This is a genomic window from Robertmurraya sp. (assembly GCF_036676585.1).
Taxonomy (GTDB): Bacteria; Bacillota; Bacilli; order Bacillales; family Cytobacillaceae; genus Robertmurraya_A.
Genome location: NZ_JAKFCQ010000055.1, coordinates 21,676 through 44,101 on the forward strand (window position 1 = coordinate 21,676; position 22,426 = coordinate 44,101).

General features: G+C 37.2%; 21 protein-coding genes and 1 riboswitch. Of the genes, 17 read left to right on the forward strand and 4 right to left on the reverse strand.

The window, feature by feature from the left end:
- Positions 1–4 precede the first annotated feature (4 nt).
- A complete protein-coding gene (locus ACGLXV_RS06680; RefSeq protein WP_391558016.1) occupies positions 5–565 on the forward strand; it encodes a hypothetical protein in 561 nt (186 codons plus the stop codon).
- A 71-nt stretch (positions 566–636) separates the two neighbouring features.
- Positions 637–1,875: a hemolysin family protein gene (locus ACGLXV_RS06685; protein WP_391558017.1), complete on the forward strand. Its 1,239-nt coding sequence runs from the start codon at positions 637–639 to the stop codon at positions 1,873–1,875.
- A gap of 39 nt (positions 1,876–1,914) precedes the next feature.
- Here ACGLXV_RS06685 and ACGLXV_RS06690 read toward each other — a convergent pair whose 3' ends face one another.
- Positions 1,915–3,270, reverse strand: coding sequence for a TrkH family potassium uptake protein (locus tag ACGLXV_RS06690; RefSeq protein WP_391558018.1), 1,356 nt, complete (start codon positions 3,268–3,270; stop codon positions 1,915–1,917).
- Between the two features lie 234 nt (positions 3,271–3,504).
- On the opposite strand from ACGLXV_RS06690, the gene ACGLXV_RS06695 reads away from it, so the two are divergent.
- The 7 genes from ACGLXV_RS06695 (at position 3,505) to ACGLXV_RS06725 (ending at position 11,339) form a co-directional block, all read left to right on the forward strand.
- The gene (locus ACGLXV_RS06695) at positions 3,505–4,443 is read left to right on the forward strand and encodes an ABC transporter ATP-binding protein (protein ID WP_391558019.1); all 939 of its coding nucleotides are present in this window, start codon (positions 3,505–3,507) and stop codon (positions 4,441–4,443) included.
- Positions 4,440–5,387 carry an ABC transporter permease subunit gene (locus ACGLXV_RS06700; protein WP_391558020.1) on the forward strand — a complete coding sequence of 316 codons (948 nt, stop codon included), beginning with the start codon at positions 4,440–4,442 and terminating at the stop codon, positions 5,385–5,387. The genes ACGLXV_RS06695 and ACGLXV_RS06700 overlap by 4 nt, the downstream gene beginning before the upstream one ends.
- Positions 5,388–5,486: 99 nt before the next feature.
- Positions 5,487–6,668, forward strand: coding sequence for an alanyl-tRNA editing protein (locus ACGLXV_RS06705; protein ID WP_391558021.1), 1,182 nt, complete (start codon positions 5,487–5,489; stop codon positions 6,666–6,668).
- Between the two features lie 71 nt (positions 6,669–6,739).
- On the forward strand, positions 6,740–7,828 hold the full coding sequence (locus tag ACGLXV_RS06710) for a nitric oxide synthase oxygenase (protein ID WP_391558022.1): 1,089 nt from the start codon (positions 6,740–6,742) through the stop codon (positions 7,826–7,828).
- A 100-nt stretch (positions 7,829–7,928) separates the two neighbouring features.
- Positions 7,929–9,620: a methyl-accepting chemotaxis protein gene (locus ACGLXV_RS06715; RefSeq protein WP_391558023.1), complete on the forward strand. Its 1,692-nt coding sequence runs from the start codon at positions 7,929–7,931 to the stop codon at positions 9,618–9,620.
- Positions 9,621–9,709: 89 nt separating this feature from the next.
- Positions 9,710–9,808: riboswitch (TPP riboswitch) on the forward strand.
- Positions 9,809–9,869: 61 nt separating this feature from the next.
- The gene (gene thiT / locus ACGLXV_RS06720) at positions 9,870–10,466 is read left to right on the forward strand and encodes an energy-coupled thiamine transporter ThiT (RefSeq protein WP_391558024.1); all 597 of its coding nucleotides are present in this window, start codon (positions 9,870–9,872) and stop codon (positions 10,464–10,466) included.
- A 96-nt stretch (positions 10,467–10,562) separates the two neighbouring features.
- A complete protein-coding gene (locus ACGLXV_RS06725) occupies positions 10,563–11,339 on the forward strand; it encodes a divergent polysaccharide deacetylase family protein (protein WP_391558025.1) in 777 nt (258 codons plus the stop codon).
- Positions 11,340–11,392: 53 nt separating this feature from the next.
- Here the strand turns inward: ACGLXV_RS06725 and ACGLXV_RS06730 are convergent, their stop codons facing one another.
- From ACGLXV_RS06730 to ACGLXV_RS06740, 3 genes are all read right to left on the reverse strand, one after another.
- Positions 11,393–12,283 carry a VanW family protein gene (locus tag ACGLXV_RS06730; protein WP_391558026.1) on the reverse strand — a complete coding sequence of 297 codons (891 nt, stop codon included), beginning with the start codon at positions 12,281–12,283 and terminating at the stop codon, positions 11,393–11,395.
- A 95-nt stretch (positions 12,284–12,378) separates the two neighbouring features.
- Positions 12,379–13,800 carry an alanine/glycine:cation symporter family protein gene (locus ACGLXV_RS06735; RefSeq protein ID WP_391558027.1) on the reverse strand — a complete coding sequence of 474 codons (1,422 nt, stop codon included), beginning with the start codon at positions 13,798–13,800 and terminating at the stop codon, positions 12,379–12,381.
- Between the two features lie 125 nt (positions 13,801–13,925).
- Positions 13,926–15,251, reverse strand: coding sequence for a hemolysin family protein (locus tag ACGLXV_RS06740; protein WP_391558028.1), 1,326 nt, complete (start codon positions 15,249–15,251; stop codon positions 13,926–13,928).
- Positions 15,252–15,493: 242 nt separating this feature from the next.
- On the opposite strand from ACGLXV_RS06740, the gene ACGLXV_RS06745 reads away from it, so the two are divergent.
- The 8 genes from ACGLXV_RS06745 (at position 15,494) to ACGLXV_RS06780 (ending at position 22,411) form a co-directional block, all read left to right on the forward strand.
- Entirely contained in the window at positions 15,494–16,276 is a 783-nt protein-coding gene (locus tag ACGLXV_RS06745) for an N-acetylmuramoyl-L-alanine amidase (protein ID WP_391558029.1), read from the forward strand.
- Positions 16,277–16,421: 145 nt separating this feature from the next.
- Positions 16,422–16,781: an aminoacyl-tRNA hydrolase gene (locus ACGLXV_RS06750; RefSeq protein ID WP_119708707.1), complete on the forward strand. Its 360-nt coding sequence runs from the start codon at positions 16,422–16,424 to the stop codon at positions 16,779–16,781.
- Positions 16,782–16,994: 213 nt separating this feature from the next.
- Complete coding sequence (locus ACGLXV_RS06755) at positions 16,995–17,285, forward strand: hypothetical protein (protein ID WP_119708706.1); 291 nt, start codon at positions 16,995–16,997, stop codon at positions 17,283–17,285.
- 17 nt (positions 17,286–17,302) lie between these two features.
- Positions 17,303–17,821: an HD domain-containing protein gene (locus ACGLXV_RS06760; protein WP_391558030.1), complete on the forward strand. Its 519-nt coding sequence runs from the start codon at positions 17,303–17,305 to the stop codon at positions 17,819–17,821.
- A 258-nt stretch (positions 17,822–18,079) separates the two neighbouring features.
- On the forward strand, positions 18,080–19,159 hold the full coding sequence (locus ACGLXV_RS06765; protein WP_391558031.1) for a hypothetical protein: 1,080 nt from the start codon (positions 18,080–18,082) through the stop codon (positions 19,157–19,159).
- Positions 19,146–21,314 carry a molybdopterin oxidoreductase family protein gene (locus ACGLXV_RS06770; RefSeq protein WP_391558032.1) on the forward strand — a complete coding sequence of 723 codons (2,169 nt, stop codon included), beginning with the start codon at positions 19,146–19,148 and terminating at the stop codon, positions 21,312–21,314. The genes ACGLXV_RS06765 and ACGLXV_RS06770 overlap by 14 nt, the downstream gene beginning before the upstream one ends.
- Positions 21,315–21,875, forward strand: a complete 561-nt coding sequence (locus tag ACGLXV_RS06775) for a 4Fe-4S dicluster domain-containing protein (protein ID WP_066048124.1) — start codon at positions 21,315–21,317, stop codon at positions 21,873–21,875.
- Positions 21,876–21,886: 11 nt separating this feature from the next.
- Positions 21,887–22,411, forward strand: coding sequence for a QcrA and Rieske domain-containing protein (locus tag ACGLXV_RS06780; protein WP_251519380.1), 525 nt, complete (start codon positions 21,887–21,889; stop codon positions 22,409–22,411).
- The last annotated feature ends 15 nt before the right edge of the window (positions 22,412–22,426 follow it).

Sequence of the window (22,426 nt, forward strand, 5' to 3'; positions counted from 1 at the left end):
AGATATGCTCGAACAGACGGGAATCCATTGGGTCATATTAATCATTGTATTTATCTTTACTGCAATCGGATTATTGGTTATCTTACGAAAGAATTATGTAAGGTACGGTATTATTACAGGAATAAGCATCGTATTATCCATAGTGTTGTGTATGTTTTTCTACAAAAATGGGTTTTATCGATTTGTGTTGCCTCTACCAGTTATTCTACCTACCGTTGCTATGAGTTTTACGTGTCTCGCGTTATTTTCCATTTATTACAAGCCGAAGCGCCACACATTTGTTTTTTACTTTACTATTATCAATCTTGTTTTCGCGATTGAAATGGTACTAAGGCATTTTTTTCATTTTATTGTGTTTAGAGGTCCATGGGATACATGGGACTCGTATTCTCTTTATTGGGTATATATCCGTTTCTTTGCGTTTCTAGGTGATTGGTTTGTCCCATCAAAATATAGAAATCCTATTCCCAGTGATACTAGAGCATATTGGATTAGCTTTATTATTGTTTTCATTGGTACGATAATGGGCTTTATTTTTACGCTAAATCAATGGCATGAGAGATAACATGATAGTGGCAAAAACAAAAGTAATTTGGTAATGTTATACTCATCATAGATTTGTTTGGAGGATGATTTGTGTTTATAGCCATTATATTTTTTCTGCTTATGTCTTTTTTTCTATCTGGAAGTGAAACTGCACTAACTGCGGTTAATAAAATGAAACTAAAGACAAAGGCAGAAAGCGGTGACAAAAAGGCGCAGAAACTTTTAACACTGCTGTCTAATTTGGACGAATTAATTACAGCAATATTAATTGGTAACAATATAGCTAATATTATGCTGCCTACATTGGTAACCATTATTGCCATTGAGTATGGATGGAACGTAGGGATTGTAACAGGGATTCTTACGGTCGTATTAATTGTATTTGCTGAAGTCTTGCCTAAGTCAATTGCTGCTAGTTTTGCTGATAAGATTGCCTTTCTCGTATTTCCGGTCATTCAGTTCATTATGATTATATTAAAACCATTAACATTTCTTTTGTCACGCTTTACAAGAGCTGTCATTAAGCTTTTAGAAAAAGAAGATAAGGATGGTGTGTCTATTTCAAAGGAAGAGCTTATTACTATGGTAGACATTGCCGGCACAGAAGGTACATTTCAAAATGATGAGACGAAAAGTATAAAGGGAGTTATTGATTTTTATAGCTTAGATGTTAGAGATGCATTAAAAACCCCGCGCATGGAAATTCAAGGAATTCCTTTTGACTCGACCTTCGAGGAAGCGAGAGAAGTGGTTATAAACAATCAATATACAAGATATCCAGTATATAAAGAGAACATGGATAATATTGTAGGAGTCTTTCATTCAAAGGGTTTATTATCTTGGTCAGTAGAACCTGATAAACCATTGGAGGATTTCACAGATAATTCCCCGTTATTTGTATTTGAGTTTCACTCAATTGAAAAGATATTTAAAATGATGCTAAAGGAACGCAAGCATCTTGCGATTGTGCTTGATGAATACGGGGGAACCAAAGGAATAATTACAAACGAGGATATTATTGAAGCCATGATTGGTCTTGAAATTAAAGATGAGACCGATGAAAATGAAGAGATATTGATCGATGAATTAACAGACTCGCATATCATTTGTAATGGAAAATTAGCCTTACGAAGATTAAATGAAGTCTTCAAAACAAAGATTCCTGAAGATGAAGATGTATTAACAGGATTTTTATTAAAAGAAATGGGACATTTCCCGGAAGAAGGAGAAACTTTTGAATACCATCATCTCCACTTTGAAATGCTTGTAGTAGAGGATAATAAAATCAAGCAAATTGAAATAAAAAAGAAAACCCCACCATTAGTCTAAAAAAACTCCGTTGCCTATGCAGCGGAGTTTTTACTATAACTAACCAATAATAATACGTTCTTTAGGATAATGGAATTTTTCTTTAATTGGGTTTCCACGGATAATAAATAAGAAGGAGAAGATACCAATTCGACCAATAAACATGACCAAAACGATGACGAGCTTACTAGCTGTACTTAATTCTGCCGTGATCCCCATTGATAATCCCGTTGTACCAAAAGCCGAGCTAACTTCAAAGACAATCTCCATTAAACCTATTGAAGGTTCTAGAACAGCCAATATAATGACAGAAGCTGAACAAATCATAACTGCTGTTGTGATGACAATATATGATTTAAGAATGTCTTCTTGTAAAATCTCCTTTTTAAATACTTTTATCGTATCTCGACCTTTGGCATATGTAAATATACTTAACATCATAATTGCAAAAGTGGTAGTTCGTATACCTCCACCAACACTGCTTGGTGAAGCACCGATAAACATGAGAATACATAAAAGAAGTAGGGTAGGGGTTGAAAATTCACTTACATCCATCGTCGCTAAACCACCATTTCGAGTAGAAACCGATTGGAATAATGCGTAAAATAATGATTCATGCCAAGATTTCCCTGCAAAAAAATGATTATACTCAAAAAGAATGATGAGTAAAGTTCCGCCAATAACTAATAGGAAAAATGTTGTTGAAGTAACTTTTGAAAATAAACTAAAACGAAATAGGCTATCTTCTCTTCGAAATAAAAAGTGTCGAACCTCAATTAGAACAGGAAAACCAATAGCACCAAGAATTAAAAGGATGATGTTAACGAGTTGAACAAAATAATCATTAGCATATGGTAGCAGGGACTGACCGGTAATATCAAATCCTGCGTTCGTGGTCGCACTAACACTCATGAAAAAGCCATGTAAAAAGGCTTCCTGCCAATTGGGATAGTAATTAACCAAGTAAATACCGAGTACTAAACTCCCAATTATTTCGATAAGGATGATAAGATAAAGAATTTGTCTCATCAACTGAACCAGACCTGACAGAGTAGACTGATTTTGATCGGTCATAATTAACTTTCGTTCACGAAGTCCAATTTTCTTGCCCATTAGGAGCCAAATAAATGTGCCTAAAGTCATAATCCCAATTCCACCGAATTGAAGGATGAAAGCAAAAATGAAAGTTCCTGTCACACTTAGCTTTTCAGAGATAGAGATGGTAGAAAGCCCTGTGACACTTACCGCACTTGCAGAGGTAAATAATGCATCAATAAAAGAAATGTTCTCACCAGGTTTTAAAGTAATTGGAAGCATTAAAAGTACAGTTGATATAACCACCGCAAGTACGTAAAATAACACAATGATTTGAACGGATGTTAGCTTTTCCATAAAGATTTTCGAACTAATTTTCATGATAAACCTCTTTATAAATATTCTAAACTTATTGTTGTTCCCATAAGTTCCAATTATACAAAAGATATTGGTAATCGTGAAGTAGTTTGTTCAATTGCTCAAACAGTAATTTATGATTATTCTAACAGAGAGTATGAAAAAACAATGGAAAATAAATTATTATTTGTAACTTTATCCAATATCCATCGTATAGATTACTACATGTGCTAAATAAGGATAGAAAGAAGGGCGAAAATGACTCATTATGCTCTAGAAGTTCACAACCTTACAAAGAAAATAGGGAAAAAATTGATTGTTGAAAACGTAACTTTTCAAATTGAAAAAGGAGAAATCTTTGGTTTACTTGGTCCAAACGGAGCGGGGAAAACAACGATCATTCGAATGATCGTCCACTTAATTAATCGTACAGAAGGAAAAGTCGTCATAAATGGACATGATCTAGATGAATCCTTCAAAGAAGCAATGGGAGAAATAGGGGCAATAGTGGAAAATCCTGAATTCTATAAATATATGAGTGGTATGAAAAACCTAAAGCATTATATGAGAATGGCGACAAAAGATGTTTCAGCTGCAAGGCTTGATGAGGTCATACGTTTGGTCGGTCTGGAACAAACAATCCATCAGAAAGTAAGAACATATTCTCTAGGAATGAGACAAAGACTCGGAGTAGCTCAGGCTTTATTACATAGTCCAAGTATTCTCATTCTTGATGAACCGACTAATGGACTTGACCCACAAGGAATAAGAGAATTTCGTGATTATTTAAGATTATTAGTGAATCAAGGTATTTCTGTATTGGTCTCCTCCCATTTGCTCTCAGAAATGGAACTGATGTGTGATCGCTTTGCCATAATAGAAAAAGGCAAGCTTACTCATATCTCCCAAATGAAAGAAACAGTTGATGTAGGCAGTCAAACAAAACAACATGTAATGTTTGAGGTTGATAACACTGAGCAGGCATTTAATCTACTAGTAAATCAAAATTTGGGTGAAGAAAGGAAGGTAGAGGCGGGTTTTATATATGCATCAATGGATCGGGTGACAGTTGCAAAGGCGAATCAGCTATTTGTCTCGAACGGATTACAAGTGTATGAAATTTCTTATTTAAAAGCATCGCTAGAAGATCGCTTCCTTGAGATTACAAATAAAGAAAAGAAGGAGCAATCGATATGATCGGGCTTATTCAAAATGAAATGATAAAAATCTTCGAGAAACGGGCAAGTTGGATTTATATTGCTGTATTAATTGTTGCAATGGTGATTGGTGGATTTATTTATCAAAGAATAAATGGAGAAGCCGATGATAATTGGCGTGAAAACTTAGAAGCACAGAATGCTCAGTATAAACAAGAAATAGAGCAAACCCCCGCCGATCAAGATCCTACATGGCTAGAAGATCAAATCAAACAAAATGAAAGATTTCTTGAGAAAAATATCAATCCAACGGCAAAAACCAATTGGCATTTTATGAACGATGTTGTTATAGGCGTAACAACACTTGTCACCTTGTTTTCTGTTATTGTAGCAAGTGCGGTCGTCGCTGCTGAGTTTTCAGATGGCACAATTAAACAGCTGCTTATAAGACCGCATAAAAGATGGAAAATCTTATTGTCAAAATATGTTGCGGTTTTAATATACGCAGTCATTTTAATGGCCACATTATTTGTCTCAGGATTCATTGTAGGGATTTTATTTTTTGGTCTAGGAGACTTTCAGACACCATTTTTCGAATATACGCTAGATGGGCAAAAAGAGGCCGTACTTGGTCCACAGTTTCTTTTAAAAACAGTCTATTTTCTTCCTAGCTTGTTAATGATTACTACGATTTCCTTTATGCTGTCCACCCTCTTTAAAAGTCAGGCTGTAGCAGTAGGGATAGGAATTTTTGTTTTATTTGTTTCAACTACATTAGGTGGACTTATTATCATGCTCGCTGAAGAGTATACTTGGGCAAAGTTTCTTATTTTTCCTCATCTAGACTTAACCGTTTTTGCCTTCCAAGATAATATTTTGCAAAATATTACCTTAGCTGGGTCCCTAATCATTCTTTCAGTATATTATATTGTGTTTATGATCGCGACGTTTGTTTATTTTCAAAAACGTGATGTGAGTATTTAAATCCTACAAAACAAGGAGAGAGGTAGAAATAGCTACCTCTTTTCTTTTTGTGATAAAGTAGGTATAGCATTTCTTAACGAAAGAGAGTGTTATAGAAAAATGACAAACAAACTATATTATGAAAATGTGTATCAATCCACTTTTGTAGCAACTGTTACGAAAAGTGAAGAAGATTATATTGTTCTAAGTGAGACCGCCTTTTATCCTACTGGTGGAGGGCAACCATGTGATACGGGAACGATTAATGGAATAATAGTTTCGAATGTGGAAGAAGTAAATGGAGAAATTCGTCATTATATAAATGACTCCATTCCTGTTGGTTTTAAAGTTGAGGGAAATATAGATTGGGAAAGAAGATTTGATCATATGCAGCAGCATGCAGGACAGCATATCCTCACTGCCGCATTTGTAGAATTATACGGTTATGAAACCATCAGTTTTCATCTTGGTTCAGAAAAAGTAACAATCGATCTCAATGTAGAGAGTATCTCTTCTACTGAGTTGGAAAAAGTCGAGCAATTAGCAAACCAGATCATTCTAGAACAAAGAGAAATAGAAACTAAATGGGTTTCAAAAGAGGAAGTAAGCCAATATCCATTACGGAAAACCCTTTCAGTTGAAGAAAATATCCGCTTAGTAATCATTCCAGAATTTGATTATAACGGTTGTGGAGGTACTCATCCACAAAATACTGGTGAAGTTCAAACCATTACTATCTTGGGTACTGAACGACAAAAGAAAAAGACAAGGGTCGAGTTTGTATGTGGTCACCGTGTTCGAAAGCAGATTCATGATAAGACAGCTGTTGTATCAAAGTTAACAAGTCTCTTACATGCACCTCAAGATGAACTAGAGACTGCTGCCCTCCGACTCATTGATAGAAATAAAACACTTGAAAAAGAAATAAAGGTTTTACAAGAAACCATTTTACAGTTTGAAGCGCAAGACTTATTAAAAGAAACAACAAAAGTTGCTCACCACAGAGTCGTACAAGCTACTTTTGCAGATAAGGGCCTCCAAGAGATACAAACCATTGCTCGATATGTGTTGGCTATTGACCCTGAAGTCAATGTCCTTTTCGTTTCAGAGATAAATGGGAAACTTCAATTTGTGTGTCAAAGAGAAGAGTCGGCTATCAATATGAAGAATCTAGCTCAATCGATATTGCCAGTGATCAATGGAAGGGGAGGAGGAAATGAAAAACAGGCACAAGGAGGTGGAGAGGCTAAAACGATAACTTCTGATGCACTCCTTACAATGCTTTTACATCAATTGAAGTGAATGCTATTCCAGTAAAGTCTAAAGGTTACGATAAAAGTATTATGTAAACTAATAAACGTGAGGGATTAGCCTTGAATGAAGATTTACTCCAAAAAGCAGAAGAGTTTATCAATCTTTGCTATTTAGAACTAGAAAAAGATTCTGTTACCTTGTTAGCAAGAGTAGAAGAAGTTAAAAGTTCGATTCTTAAGACGGGAACATATGAACATACATATGAAGAACTTTCCCATGGGGCAAAGATGGCATGGAGAAATAGTAATAAATGTATTGGACGATTGTTTTGGGAGTCTTTGATTGTTAAAGATTGTCGTCATTTACATCACTCCGATGAGATCATCCATGCTCTTTTCGAACATATCAAGTTTGCGACAAACAATGGTCATATTAGACCGACCATATCTATTTTTAAACAAGAAACAAAGGAATATTCCATACGGATTTGGAACCACCAGCTTGTTCGATATGCTGGATATGATACACCACACGGATTGATTGGAGACCCTCACTCTGTTCCATTTACAAAGGTGTGTGAAGAGCTAGGGTGGGAGGGGAACCATACAAATTTTGACCTTTTACCTCTAGTGGTTCAAATAAATCATGAAAAACCAAATTGGAGAACTATCCATCCGAATCTAGTTCTTGAGGTCAATCTTTCACATCCGGAATATGAGTGGTTTGAAGAACTAGAATTAAAGTGGTATGGTGTACCGATGATCGCTGATATGCGTCTTGAAATTGGTGGTATTCATTACACGGCTGCCCCTTTTAATGGCTGGTATATGGGAACAGAAATAGGGGCTAGAAATTTAGCGGATGAAGACCGATATAATCTGTTGCCTTTAGTTGCTGACCACATGAAATTAGATATGTCTAGAAATAGTAGTCTTTGGAAGGATCGAGCGCTACTTGAAGTGAATCGAGCGGTTCTATATTCCTATAAAAAGGCTGGAGTAAGTATTGTTGACCATCACACCGCAGCAGCTCAGTTTAAGTTGTTTGAAGAAAGAGAGAAAGAAAAAAGACGGAAATTAACAGGCAATTGGACTTGGTTAATACCCCCTGTTTCTCCCGCGTTAACCCATATCTTTCACCAGCAATATGACAATAGCACTCAATTGCCAAATTATTTTTATCAAGTGGCACCTTACGAGAAGAAATAGATTTTGTCTATTTCTTTTCATTTGAAATAAAACGCTTCCATATCAAAAGAACTATTGTTAATATAGGTATAAAGTACAACCTATATATGGGGGAGCAATCATGAATATCACTGTTCGAAAAAAAATTATAGGTAGTTTTGTTATTGTTTTATTTATGTTAGTAGTTGTAGCAAGTGCTGGGATTTTTCAACTTTATTCAGTAAACAATACGTATCAATCATTCTTAAAAGAAGAAGTAGGTCAAAAGCTAGAAGTGAAAAATCTCCAAGAGCAAATGATTAGAAAATCAGCAGCCGTTCGTAGCTTCCTACTTACTGGAGAAGCTGATTATCTTACAGAATACGATGAGGCAGTAAAGAGCTTTGATAACTCTATGAAGAAATTAAAAACAACAATCACTGATAAGGAGTTATTAAATACGTTAACTGCTCTTGAGGAAATGTCAAAAAATGATTCGAAGTTTGCTCAAGACCAAATACAAATGAAAAAAGACAATGATGAATTAGGTTATTTAATTCTAGCAAAATCAACTGCACAAACGTTAGGTATGCAGTTTAATGCAAAAGTAAATGAACTTCTATCTATTCAGGAAAAACATTTAGACCATGCGAGTAGCTTGACCACCAAAAAAATAGATGGAATTGTCACAATCATGATTGTTATAAGTGTATCTGCGATTCTTGTTGCATTAGCACTAGCGACAATTATAAGTCTACAGATTGCAAAACCAATTGTTCATGCATCTAAGGCTATTGAGAAGGTTGCAAGCGGAGACCTTTCTATTGATGAGATAAAAGTGAAGAATAAAGATGAAATAGGGGCAATGATACAGTCTGTCAACTTAATGGTTTCTGGATTAAGAGAAGTAGTTGTTCAAGTTAGAGATTCATCAGCTCAAGTTGCAGCTAGTAGTGAACAACTAAGTACAAGTGCGCAGGACAGTACTCAAGCAAGTGAACAAATATCTCATATTGTTGAACAAAACTCTGAGGGTATGGATCTGCAACTGCAACATTTAACCAAAATTCACGCATTAATTGAAGAGATGTCTAGCAATATAAATTTGATTACAAAAAGTAGTGAAAAAATGCTCGTCACAGCTGATAATACGTTTCAAGTTACAGATCAAGGAGCTTTATCTATCGAAAAAGTTGTTAACCAAATGAATCTTATCAATGATGGAGTGATGAATGCTTCAGAAATCATTCGTCAGTTAGGAAGACGCTCGAATGAAATTACTTCTATCCTAAATATGATTACCACGGTTGCAGATCAGACGAATTTGCTAGCCTTAAATGCCGCAATCGAAGCTGCAAGAGCAGGTGAACATGGCAAAGGATTTGCTGTAGTTGCTGACGAAGTAAGAAAGCTCGCGGAGGAATCAAAAAAATCAGCTGATCAAATTACAAAAATGATTACTTATATCCAATCTGAGACGGAACTAGCCGTTTCTGCAATGGAAGAACAGTCTCACAAAGTATCTGAAGGATTCGAATATGGTCAGGATGCAAAGAAAGCGTTTGCTCTTATTGGAGAGTCAATGGGAGACGTAATTGAAAAGGTATCAGACGTTTCATGTGCCATTGAGCTACTAAGCATGCATAGTACAAATGTCGTACAAGCAATTGACGAGGTAAAAGGAATCGCAGAAGAAAGCGTTGCAACCACTAGAGAAGTAGCAGCTGGAACAGAAGAAAACGTTGCTACCCTCCAAGAAGTAACCGCAAGTGCTCAAGACCTATCAGGTATGGCCGAAACCTTACAGAAGCTAGTTCGTCGATTTAAAATATAAACATAAAAGCATCTAGTTCCATCTAGATGCTTTTCTATTTAATTTTATATGATATAATGAAAACGAAATTATAAACAAACTACATAAGAAGAAACCACAAGGGGAGCGTTATGCTGAGAGTGAACGTTTGTTCTGACCCTTCGAACCTGTTAGATAATTCTAGCGCAGGGATGTGGACTGACTGAATTTTTTGTGCAATCATGTCTATCTACGCTCTCCTTGAGGTTTCCAAAAAGGGGAGATTTTTTTATGGGAAACAAACGATTAATCATGATGATTGAAGCATCTTTTTTTGCAGCCTTTGCATTAATTCTAGACCTTCTTCCATCAATCAAACTATCGCCTAATATTTCCATTTCATTTGCGATGCTACCAATCTTAATTATTGCTTTTAGATGGGGATTCGTTGCTGCAACCGCTTCTGGCTTTTTATGGGGACTATTACAAATTGCTATGGGTGATGCTTACATACTAACTCCGTTACAGGGCTTCATTGAGTATTTTCTGGCCTTTGCGTTTATTGGATTTGCAGGTTTCTTTATGAAAAAAATTCAGATAGCACTTAAAGAAAATAAGAAGAAAGCCCTTCAATGGATCATAGTTGCCACATTTGTCGGAAGTGCGGCTCGTTATTTTTGGCATTTTATCGCAGGATTTTTATTCTGGGGAGAATATGCACCGGATGGGATGTCTCCATTCTTATTTTCACTAGGCGTGAACGGTGGTACAATGATTGGGGCAGCCATCTATTGTTCCGTTATTTTATTCTTATTAGTGTCTAGCTCACCAAGATTTCTTCTCCACAAAAGGGTTTCCACTTCAGAGACCGTGAAAAAAATATCGTAATCCAACACTCGTCCATTGTTTTGGGCGAGTTTTTTGTATGGTTTTTCCTCAATGAGAGAAACTATCCCAATAACTAACATTCAAATGGAGGATTTTATGAAAAAAACTTCATTTATCATTTTTTTGGCCATTTTTACACTATTCCCTCATCATGGGCATGGCCAGGAAATGAAAAAGGCAGCTATTATTATTGACGATTTTGGCGGTGGTGTGGGAGGTGTAAAGGATTTTCTAGAAGGTGATGTGAGAATAACGGCGGCTATTATGCCTTTTAATGAACTTTCTAAAAAGCATGCAGAATGGGCATATGAAAATGGCTTAGAGATTATGGTACATTTGCCTATGCAGCCAAAAAAGGGAAAGGCCTCTTGGTTAGGACCGAAGCCAATAACGAATGACTTATCAAAGGAAGAAGTAAGAAAGAGAGTCATTGATGCTATCGATAGTGTTCCTCATGCTATGGGATTAAATAATCATATGGGCTCGCTTGTCGTTGAAAATGAGGAGATTGTCAGAGTTATTGTCGAAGTGGCAAAGGAAAAGCAGCTATATATTGTAGATAGTGCAACAAGTCCAAAATCCAAATTCGAGGAAATCACTGAAGAATTAAATGTACCTTTTATTAAGCGAGACGTGTTTCTAGATGATATCTGTTCTGTAAATCAAGTCAAAAAACAAATGCTTATTCTTGCAAGGATTGCGGAGAGCAGGGGAACCGCTGTTGCCATTGGACATGTTGGTACATCAGGGAAGGTATGCTCGTTAGGTGTTACTGAGTCAATGCCTGAATTTAAGCAGAAGCATATAAAGGTCGTCCCGGTATCCGAACTGTTATCTGATTCCATTCGATCAAAGTATTTTCATCTATATTAAAAGTGGCTGTCCAGTGGGTGGGATCCTCCCATTCATCGGACAGCCCTGTTTTTTTATTGATACATGCTTGGTACTTGATTATGTTCAACATTCACATCGTCTGAAGTATACAAAAGAATGGATACGGAACCCCCTCTCACTTTTGAACGTATTAAGATAGGATGCTTATAGTTGTTCATAAACACAAAGTCGGGCCCATACCAGCTGACTGTTGCGTCCCGACCTGGAGGAACATAAGGGACTCGTTTAGAGTGGGAATATCGTTTCACGATTTTTAACCCTGCTCGATCCACTGCATTAAAGAGTGTAGAAGACACTTGGCAAATGCCTCCGCCGACCCCCTCAGAAAGCTCACCTCGAACAATAATGGGAGCTGGCATATAGCCGCGTTCTTTTGTCCGTTGACCAACCACCTCATTGAACGAAAAGGTCTGACCTGGAAATAGGACGTAGTTATTTATCGCCTCAGATGATTTTCGTATATTGTTTGTTCTTGAGGTATTGTAGCTATTGAAATAAGTGACATAATATCCGATCGCTTGTTGTCGAATTCTTGACAATAACTCACTATCGACCTCTGGGTAAATCGGTTTTTTAGGTACTTTAAGCGTTTTAGCCCCTTTACTATAAAAATAGGAGTGATATAGGGTATGAAATGCTCTCTTATCAAGTTGATATCCCAGCTGCTCTGGCTGTAAATTTCCATGTTCATCAAGAATAGCATTTTTCGGCTCTATGTATACTTGTTGGGAAAGTTCAGCAGTTAAGATGTCAAGATGATGCAAGTCCATAAGAGGAGTATTGGGAAGAGGAAAAACTAGTTCTTCGCGATCTACAGTCATAATGGGTTGATCATTATCAATCAATGTAAGTACATCGTGATTGGCTGGTTGTTGAATAAGCATGAGAATAGATAAAAGTCCTGTAAATTTCAATCGTATCATCCTTCCACTTAGGTACCATGAGTATTATTCCAAGTTCACGATTTCCTTATGCGAGAGTAAGAAATGAAAAAGACTGGGAATTCCCAGTCTTTCGATTAAGCTTTTTCAGTTGTTTCTTGCTTTTGCTTAGGCCAGCTCTCTACCCCTTTTAATCCAGGGATACTATCTTCAAAAAACACAGGGTCAAGACCTTGCTTACGTTGTTCAAGGTAATTATCAAGTGCTTTAAAAGCAATATTACCAAGTAAACCAATGGCAATAAGGTTTGTAAAGGACATAATCGCCATTGCTAAGTCGGCCAAATCCCAAACAATTTGTAAGCTTGCAACAGCACCGAAAATTACCATTCCAACAGCTAGAATTCGGAAAATAATTAAGGTAGCTTTACTTTTATGAACAAATTCTATATTTGCTTCCCCATAGTAGTAGTTCCCAATAATTGAAGAAAATGCAAACATAAAAATGGCAAAGGTTAAGAAGAGACTTGCCCAGCTTCCAAAATGTTCACCTAAAGATGCTTGTGTCAGTTCAATACCTTGAAGGCCTGTCGTATAAGAGTCAGACAGTAAGATAATAAATGCTGTAGCTGTACAAACTACAAGAGTATCGAAGAACACTCCTAGTGCTTGAACAAACCCTTGCTTTGCAGGGTGAGACACAACTGCAGTCGCAGCAGCATTTGGTGCACTACCCATACCAGCTTCATTTGAGAATAACCCTCTTTTTACACCCATCATAATCGCAGCACCCATGCCACCACCAATTGCTTGGTCAATTCCAAATGCATTTTTAATAATAAGTGCTAAAACGCCTGGTACTTCCTGAATATTCGTAATGATAATGTATACGGCTAAAATAATATAAAAGAATGCCATAATCGGTACGATAACAGACGAAAACTTTGCGACACGTTGTACTCCGCCAAATATAATAACTGCCGTTAAAATGGCTAATACGATGCCTACAAGTGATCCATCAAAACCAAATGAACTGTTAAAAGAAGCAGCAATAACATTACTTTGAACAGCAATAAATGTTAATCCAAAAGAAAATATGATACCAAAGGCAAATACTTTGCTTAGTCCAACAGAACCGAGTTGTTTTCTCATATAATAAGCTGGGCCGCCTTTAAATCCGGCTCCATCTTTTACTTTATAGATTTGTGCCAAAGTACTTTCAACAAATGCACTTGCGCCTCCTAAAATGGCAACCATCCACATCCAAAAAACAGCACCAGGACCACCAACAGCTATAGCCATTGCTACCCCTGCAATATTTCCTGTCCCAATTCTTGTAGCAGCACCGATAAAAAATGCTTGTAGGGAGGTAACCCCTTTTCCACCCGGTACATTTGTATTTTTATCTTTTAGTACCCGAAACATTTCCCCGATTTTTACGATCTGGACAAAGCGCATTCTTATGGTGAAATAAATGCCCAAGCCTAATAACAAGCCAATTAAAATATATGACCAAAAGATATTATTTGCTTGTCCAACAATTGTTTGAATCCATTCCATTGATTATCCTCCTGATGTCGAAATTTGCGTTTTTTGCACATTAGTTGAATTATCTAGAAATTCATCTTATATGTCAATTGATATTTTTGTCTGAGACATATAAAAAAGACGTTACATGAACGTCTTTACTTGGTATTTTCTACTTCCTTTAGTATTTTCACCTGAATATTAGATACTCTAAGTTCATCCAATTTGATTGCAGTAAACTGTACACCATTAAATGAAATAGAGGGTTGCTCATTTTGCTCAGGAAATCTGCCTAATTCCCCGATGAAAAAACCACTCAATGTTTCATATTGGTCTAATGGTAGATCGAGTTTTAACACTTCCTCCACATCATCTAAGCTAGTGGTTCCTAAGATGGTATATTCATCATCATTTACTTTAACTATTTCAATTTCTTCTTCTTCATGCTCATCATATTCATCAAAAATATTACCCACAATTTCCTCGAGTAGGTCTTCAACGGTGACAATTCCGTCAGTTCCCCCATACTCATCTAGAACAATGGCCATATGTGTTTTATTCTTCTGTAGCTCTTTAAACACATCATCTGTACGCATCGAACCAATCACATAAAATGGAGGACGAATAATTTTTTTCATTTCAAAAGGACGGTTATCCTCATGTTCCATAAATTCAATTAAGTCTTTTACATGAAAGATACCAATAATTGTATCCATATCTTCTTCGTATACAGGGAATCTCGTATACTTTTCTACATTTACAATGCGTACAACATCCTTTATGGTTGTATCAGCAGGGATACCAACAATATTAGTACGATGAGTCATAATATCGGTAACATACGTATTATCAAAGGCAAAGATATTGTTGATCATAACGCTTTCCGCCTCTTGGATGGTCCCTCTTTCCTTGCCGATATCAAGCATTAGTTTGATTTCTTCTTCGGTTGCATCCTCATCCTCCGCATGTGGGTCTACACCAAAAAGACGAACAACGATGTTTGTTGATCCAGTGAGTAATTTCACAAAAGGTGCAGAAATCTTTGACAAGGTGGTAAGCGGAATTACTGCTATCATCGAAATAGCTTCTGCTTTTTTCATTGCCAAACGTTTTGGAACTAATTCTCCAAATACGAGAGTAAAGTAAGACAAAATGATCGTAATGACAAAAACAGAGACGGTACCAAGCATTCTTTCTGATAATGGTACCCCTAAAGCAAGTAGCAGTTTAGTGAAGTCACTAGCAAAGTTCTCAGCAGCAAACGCACTCGCTAGGAACCCAGCTAAAGTGATGCCAATTTGTATCGTTGCCAAAAAACGACTTGGTTCACTTAATAGCTGGTGGAGCATCTTTGCCTTTTTATGTCCTTCATCAGCCATGACTTTAATTTTATTATCATTTAAGGAAATGAGTGCAATTTCTGAAGCTGCAAAAAAGGCATTTAATAAAATTAATACGACTAATATAACGAGTTCAATGGTCAAAACAAAATCATCCTTTTAAGATATTTTCTAGTTCTATGTATAAAGTATTCTTCTTTCGCATGTATAAAATACCGCTCTATTCCAATATATGAAATGAAATAATAACTGTAAAGGAAAATACTTTTAATTATAAACAAGTATCAGAATTATTTCGGTAATCGAAATTCTAACATTAATACGTGAAAATATTGTCTTATTTTGCTGTTTTCTCATATATAAGAAGTAAGGAGGTGAGAAATAATATGGTGAAAATATTTTTGGATCCAGGTCATGGGGGATCAGATCCTGGTGCCACTGGTAATGGACTGCAAGAAAAAAATATAACGCTCAGTTTAGCTTCTACCATTCGTAATTTTCTTATCAATGAATACGAAAATGTTGACGTTCAGATGAGTCGAACGGGAGACCAAACCGTGAGTTTAACTTCCCGAACAAATGCAGCTAACACCTGGGGAGCTGACTTCTACCTTTCGATTCACGTAAATGCAGGTGGGGGAACGGGCTTTGAGAGTTATGTTTACCCTAATGTAGGAGTTCCTACAACTACCTATCGTCAAGCCATTCACGAGGAAGTGCTTAAAGCGGTAAACTTCTCGAATAGAGGACAAAAGCAAGCTGATTTTCATGTGCTAAGGGAAACCAATATGGATGCGGTCCTCACAGAAAATGGGTTTATTGATAATACTTCAGATGCAGAAAAGTTACGAAGTCCATCTTTTATTACAAGCTTGGCAAGGGGGCATACAAACGGGCTGGCTAGGGCGTTTAATTTAAGAAGAAAAACGACACCTGCTCCATCTCCCGGACAAGGCGTATATCGTGTCCAAATAGGAGCATTCCGAACAAGAGAAAATGCTGAAAGGCTAGCCGAAAGAGCTATATCGAAAGGGTTCGAGACCTATGTGTACCAAGAGGATGGGTTATTCAAAGTCCAAATTGGAGCATTTGCTGATAGAAGTAGAGCTGAAGAGTTAGCAAGTAGGGCAGAAAGAGAAGGCTTTGATGCATTTGTTCATCAAGGATGAAGCCGCAGCACTTCTAAAAGGAGTGCTTTTCTTTTTATGGACAAGTTTGGTGGCCGAGTAAGCAACGGTTTTCGCATAGAATGTATTTTTTATGAGTATACATAGAAGAAAAAGTTGAATTTGTTGCTGTAAGGGAGGGGAATCGGTGAATAATGAGGTCGTGCAATATTACGTTGTGAACGAGGACTTAAAACTTTCTCCTGGGAAACTTGCCTCACAAATTGCCCATGCTGCTACTATATCCACCATAAATATGGTCAGCTCCAAGCAAGCTAGGTTTCCTGATTACTTTGAATACTATGTAGAATGGTACCAATCAGGCATGAAGAAAAGGATATTAAGGGGCAGTGAAAACGATCTAGAAACGTTGGTGGAAAGTGGTTTTTATGCGGTTCATGAAAAAGGAGTCACTGAAGTGCTTAATGGAAAGTTATCGGTCGTTGCATTACCACCAATGCCTAGACTGTTAAGTAAAAGATTCGTTAGCCAGTTTAAACGGTATTGATATAAATGAACGGACGTCTCAAAAACTGCTTGCTTGCTAATCGAGTTAGCAGTTTTTTCTTTTAGTTGAGAAAATTGCGAAAAGATATTGCTGGATAAGAAGGATTACAGCAAAGTTTGTGGAATAATATACGGAATATTAAGACAATATGAAATAACTCCTTCTCTTTCTGTATATATTTAATAGTAAGAATAGAATAAGGAGGAGAAAAATATGGGAAAGATACTGAATACGTGGTCATTTTTCATGGTATTACTTTCTTGTGGACTCGTATTTGTTCTCTCTACTAATATACTTACTTCTTACTTTATCCAGTGGGTTGGAATTCATCCGTTAAAAATGATTTATTATTTTACAATGATTGTATTTTTCGTTGGCATCATTGGTTTTTCAGGTGTTACTAATTGGAAAGGGGCGATAAGAAGTGTTGTTACCGTGGGCCTAGCTGCATTTATTATCGTTTTTTTGGCCTATATCATTTATGTTGGCAATTTACCTGAGTAAAAAGGAGGGGACAACAATTGCGTGACGTTGAATTAAAAGCGATTTTTGACCATCACATTGCACAAAAATATTTGACTAGATCAGGCATTTCCCATGCGATTGCTGTCGCTTATCATTCCTTTCACTTAGCAAAGAAACACTCAGTACATGTTGATTTAGCAGCAAAAGCTGGGTTACTGCATGATATTGGACACTTCACTTGGTATAAAAATGGGAAGTGGGATTATGAAATGTATAAAAAATACGATATTCATCCTATAAAAGGGGCTGAACGCGCTCATAAATTATTAATTCGCCTCGGTGAAAACCCCGCGTCAGCAAAGGTCATTTCTCATGCCATTTTATTTCATACCGATTCGTTTCTACCAACAAATACAATCATTAGAACTCCCTTACAAGAAATTGTAAAAAAGGCGGATGAAATGGATGAGGAAGAAGGAGGATTACATCATTATCGAACCATTTCAAATGAAAGGGCAAGAAAGAGTTTAGAAAGATTAGATCACATGATTGATACCGAGTTAAATAGGGGATAAACCACTTTTCTATTACAGAAAAGTGGTTTTTTTTGCTGAAAAACCGATTATGACATCAACTGTTACAAAATCGCCACAAATCAATAAACGTTGATATATCAACGTTTGTAAGCTCCGAAGTGCCTTATGAATGCCGAAAAATAGCCCTCTAAGGGAATTTTCCGAGGTGGGTAAGGAAATCCCCCGATACGTTCAATTGAGATCAAGACATAAAATGAGAATATCTTAAATGGTGATTTTTCAAGGAGGAGCTTAATAATGCAAGGAGTACTTTCAGCAAATAAAAAAGCAACACATTCAATCGATCGTGCGTTTGCTTCTAAGTTTGCCAAATCTATGTTTTTAAGTGTATGCGGACTAGCAATTTTATCATTTATTGGAACGAGAATGTTTACTCATATCGACTTGAATTTATACGGATACATGGTTGGGACGATTGTTTTTTTAGGAGGATTCTTTTATCGATTTATCGCTTGGGGAGAACGACCACCAACAAAAATCTTCATTAAAAAAGGATTAAAACTTTTGTTTCGAAAGTCAACCCCTAAGACGACTACGGAGCACCTAGTCACCTATCGTTTTATTTGGAATCGTGGGATCTATCGTTGGACTCAACATATTTTAATGGGTTGGGGTTGTGTAATCGCAGCATTCGTTACCTTCCCATTAGTGTTTGGCTGGATGTACTTTACGATGGAAGAGAATGGATATTATACGGTCGTTGGAATGGGAATTGACATCATGACAATTAAAGCAGACGGTGCTTTAGGATATCTTTTCTATAACGCTTTAAATATATCTGCAGTTATGGTAATCACAGGTGTTTGCATGATTATTTACAGACGATTGAAAAATATGCAAGCACGTGCAGAACAAACAGTTGTTTACGACTTTTTGCCATTATATTTACTACTTTTTGTTAGTATCACAGGTATTGCATTGACGTTTATCAATATGTTTTTACACGGCTGGGGACATTCGGTCATGTCATTAATTCATCAATATTCCGTAATTGTTACTTTAATATATTTACCATTTGGAAAATTAGCACATATTCCTTTCCGCCCAGTAAGTATCTTTGCTAGAAACTACCGCGAGCATTATGCTGAGCAGTCAATGAAGCATTGTAAGGTTTGTGGTGAAGGATTTGTATCAACAGAACAATCAAATGATGTCGTTCATGTATTAGGCGTGAACCATATGGAATTTAAAAAGGAAGACTTTCATCTTGCGGAATTATGTCTTCCATGTCGGAGAAAGTACCGTATCGCTCAGTTCTCTGGCTTCCCTACACATGAAGTGAAAGTTAAGGAGGCAAACCAGAATGCAAAGGGATAAATTTTTTAAAGAAGTAAAGAACTTACATCATCCAAATGAAAAACTAGTGAAAACTCACTGTAGTTATTGCGGGATGCAATGTGGGATGAATTTACGAGTGAATACAAAAACAAATAAAATTATTGGGGTAGAGCCTCGTTATGAATGGCCTGTAACAGTTGGGAAAATGTGCCCGAAAGGTGTGACAGCTTACCAGCAAACGAATCATGATGAACGTATTTTAAGGCCGCTAATTCGTGATAATCAAGCATTAAAAGGAACAAAAGAAGGTTTTCGTGAGGCAAGTTGGGAAGAAGCATACAATTTAATCGTAAAGAAATTCCAAGAATTACAGAAGGATTATGGAAAAGATAGTCTTTCAGTTTTCAGCGGTGTTTCAATGACAAATGAGAAATGCTATTTAACTGGAAAGTTTGCTCGTGTCGCTCTAGGCACAAGATATATTGATTATAATGGCCGCTTCTGTATGTCAAGTGCAGCTGGTGGATTTATGAGATCACTAGGTGTCGATAGAGGATCAACGATTCCTTGGACAGATATACATGAAACAGACTGCTTGCTTATAGCTGGAAGTAATACAGCTGAATGTCATCCAACCTCTATGTTCCGCATTTGGAATGTACAAGAAAGAGGAGGATACATCATTGTGGTTGACCCACGTGAAACACCAATTGCAAGAAGAGCGGATCTTCATTTGGATCTTCGTCCAGGTACAGACCTTGCTCTTGCAAATGGAATTCTCTATCAATTAATCGAAATGGGCCATATTGATGAACATTTTGTGAACAATCACACAAATGGATTTGAAGAGACAAAGGAATTAGTGAAACAGTTTACTCCAGAATATACAAGCGAACTTACAGGTGTTGCTCCAGAGAAGATTATTAGAGCAGCTGAGATATATGGAAAAGCCCCAAATGCTGTAGTTATGTTTGCTCGTGGAATTGAGCAACAGCATAAAGGTGTTGACAATGTTTCTGCGTATACCAATTTAGCTCTCGTAACAGGCAAAATTGGTCGTCCAAAATCAGGCGTAGCCACTTTTACTGGTCAAGGTAATGGGCAAGGAGGACGTGAGCACGGGCAAAAGGCTGATGCCCTTCCTGGTTATCGTAAAATTGCCAATCCAGAACATGTTCGAGAAGTAAGTAAAGTATGGGGAATCAAGCCGGAAGAGATGCCGCAAGCAGGTGTGTCAGCGTACGAGATGTTTGAGTTGATGACAGATAAAACGATTAGAGGCCTCTACCTATTATGTTCAAATCCTGCTGTTAGTGCTCCTAATCTTAATTATGTACGAAACGCCTTAAAAAATCTCGATTTTATGGTTGTTGCAGATTTTTATCTTTCTGAATCAGCAGAATTTGCCGATGTCATTCTTCCAACAACCACTTGGTCTGAGGATGAGGGAACTGTCACCAATATCGAAGGTCGTATCATTAAAATTAATAAAGCTCAAGAGCCTGTTGGCGAATCTAAACCAGACTGGGAGATTCAAGTTGATCTTGCAGAAAGACTTGGAAGAGGGCAATACTTCAGACATTTAAAAACAGCAAAAGATATCGGAGACGAATTCCGCTTAGCCTCTAAAGGTGGTTACGCAGACTATTATGGTGCAACGTGGGATAAGATCGAGAAGCAAGATGGAGTGTTTTGGCCTTGTAAAGATGAAGCTGATAAAGGAACACCACATATGTTCTTAGACAAAAAGTTTTATCATCCAGATGGAAAAGCCAAAATTTGTGCACTTCCATACAGACCACCAGCAGAAGAGCCATGTGAAGAATATCCATTACGTTTAACAACCGGGCGTGTGGTGTACCATTACCTATCCGGAAATCAAACGAGACGAATTCAATTTTTACGTGATATGTGTCCAGAACCTTATGTTGAGGTGCATCCGGATACCGCCTCTAAATATGATATTCAGCATGAAGAGGTGGTTCGATTGTTCACTCGTCGTGGAACAGCTGATTATAAAGTGAAAATAACCGAAGCGATTCGAAAAGATACGGTGTTCGTACCATATCACTTTGGTCACGATCAATCTATTAATCTCCTTACCATTGCAGCACTTGACCCGATGTCAAGAATGCCAGAGTTTAAGGCATGTGCAGCGCAAATTGAAAAACTAGAAATAAAGAAGGTGCAATAAATGAAGAAGAGGCTCTATCTAGAATTAGAAAACTGTATCGGCTGCCGCTCTTGTTTGGCTGCGTGTACGCAGTGCGGAGGACATGAAGAGAAAAACAGAAACTATGTATATGATGTGAATCCTCTTGTAAACCGTCAGACGATGCCTCTCATGTGCCTTCACTGTGTAAATCCGGCATGTGCAAGAAGCTGTCCTGCTCAGGCGATCCAAATCCATGAAACGGGAGCGGTATTGTCTGCATTGGTAGAAAAATGTATTGGCTGTCAAAACTGTACGATCGCTTGTCCATATGGAATTCCAAAATTTGATACGGAACAAAATCTTATGTACAAATGCGATTTGTGTATTGACCGGACAAAGGATGGAATACCTCCCATGTGTGCAAGTGTTTGCCCATCAAATACATTGCAGTGGCTAACGGATGATGAGATCGAAGCAAAGCAAAAGCAGTTTAATTTAGATAATGGTAAATGGGTGACAAGTATGCCATATCTTGAAGGCGAAACAAATGTACGAGTGAATCTCCCTGGTATTTTACAGGGAGTAACAAAGTTATTTTAGGAGGGATTATCATGACACATAAAAATAATAAAATCCCCTTTAATGAAGATAATTATACCCACAATATCAATCGGAACAATGAGAGAAAGCTAGACCGTCGAGGATTTATGAAGACATTAGTAGGGGCAGCTGGTGTATTTGCCGTATCATCTCTCCCTTGGGGTGGGGTTGCAGCTAAGGAATTAATGGGACTAGGAAACAAGGAATATCCGCACAAAAAGATTGTTGATATAAAAAGTATTCCTGTTGGCCATTCCGTTGATTTTAAGTTCCCTGGTGAACATGACGATGCGATATTAATTCGGTTAACTGAAACAAAATATGTTGCTTATCAAAATGCATGTACTCACCTTCGCTGTCCAGTATTTTGGGAAAAGGAAAAAGGGGAGATGCTTTGTCCTTGCCATCATGGAAAATTTGATGTTGAAACAGGCGCACCAACCGCCGGACCTCCTCGTAGACCATTACCTGAAATTGAAGTAATAGTAGAGAAAGACGCAGTATATGCAGTGAAGGTGAAACGTTATGAAGTGTAATTTCAATTTTGCTGC